Origin of the sequence: Sabulicella rubraurantiaca (assembly GCF_017355885.1) — a bacterium.
GTDB classification, from domain to species: Bacteria; Pseudomonadota; Alphaproteobacteria; order Acetobacterales; family Acetobacteraceae; genus Roseococcus; species Roseococcus rubraurantiacus.
The window spans coordinates 1-1,212 of the sequence record NZ_JAFEUU010000055.1 but is presented as its reverse complement, the minus strand read 5'-3'; the positions used below and the strand labels follow the sequence as shown (position 1 = coordinate 1,212).

Below are 1,212 nucleotides of genomic sequence, written 5' to 3'. Positions count from 1 at the left end.
GAGCCGAGCGTGAAGAAGTTCTGACCGTTGCCGTCCAGGGCGACGTTGTTGAAGGCGAACACGTTGCCGAACTGGTCGGTGGCCGTGAAGTTGGCCGTGCCATCGGCGGCCGCAATTAGGTTGAACTGGAGCTTGCCGAAGCCCTGCGTCGTGTCATCTAGAGCGATGGTGACGGTGTTGAACGTGCCGTCCTGCGCGCGGACGGAGTCTTGGCCGCCGCCACCGACGACCAGCGTCTCGTTGCTGGAGAAGTTCACCAGGGTGGTGTGCGAGGTGTTGAGGCAGCCCTGCAGCGGGTTGCCGCTTTGGGCTGTCCCGCAGGCGTTGAAGATGACGTTGTCCACGTCACCCGAGCCGCCGACCAATCCGGACTGCAGCGTCAGGGTGGCGCTGGCCGGAGTGGCGAGGCCCAAGCCGCAGGCGAGGGCGGCGGCACCAACGATTGAATACTTGTTCATTCTATTGCCCTCCTACTTTTTTACTTGGTCGGAGGAGTTGACCCCTCCACTTGTCTACATGCAAAACCCATGCCCAGGAATATTCTTTCACCCTTTCAAGCGCTTGCGGTTCGGGCGATCGTGTAATTTTTTGGACTGTAAAAAATGCTGACCCGTCAGCGTGTTAGAAGGTATGGAATGCGCTCGTCGCCCCCGGGGCGGTGGCGCGCATATCGCGCCGCCGGCGCGAACCGTGCACCTTTCGTCTGCCCATGACCTGCAGCGCGGCGAGCGTGTTGGCGAAGGGTCAGAGCAAGGATCGGCCTGAGGCTTTTTCTTCGCGATGAGGATGGGGATGGATACCGTCCGCGAAGCGGGGGCTGCCGCTCTTCGGCCAGCAGCTTTTCTTTGTATTTAGGTAAGTGGCGGCACCAACTCTCTCGACCATTAGCGGGCTGCTTGCCTCGGAAACGACGAAGCCCCGCCGATGGCGGGCGGGGCTTCTTGAGGCCGTAGGAATGCAGTTGGTTGCGGCTCAAGCTCGGTTGTCGTTGCATCTCTCTAACGGCTTAAGCATTCCTGGTAATCAGGAGGGCACGCATGGGTCGGTGCAAGAAGCCGCTGAGTGACACCGAGCAGTACCTTCGGGAGCTAGAGCACGTTCCCCTCGAGCTGATTCGCGAAAGTGCTTCCCCGACGCGGGGGTGATCTGATTCACCCTGTCTGCTGGGCGGAGGCAGCAGGCATGGCAAAGACCTTGTCGGAGGATCTGCGG

Annotated in this window: 1 protein-coding gene; it reads right to left on the bottom strand. The window is 60.8% G+C overall.

The genetic code is table 11. From position 1 onward, the window contains the following. A partial coding sequence (locus JTJ31_RS24335; RefSeq protein ID WP_207541326.1) for a hypothetical protein occupies window positions 1–458 on the bottom strand: 458 nt, incomplete at its 3' end. Window positions 459–1,212 lie beyond the last annotated feature (754 nt).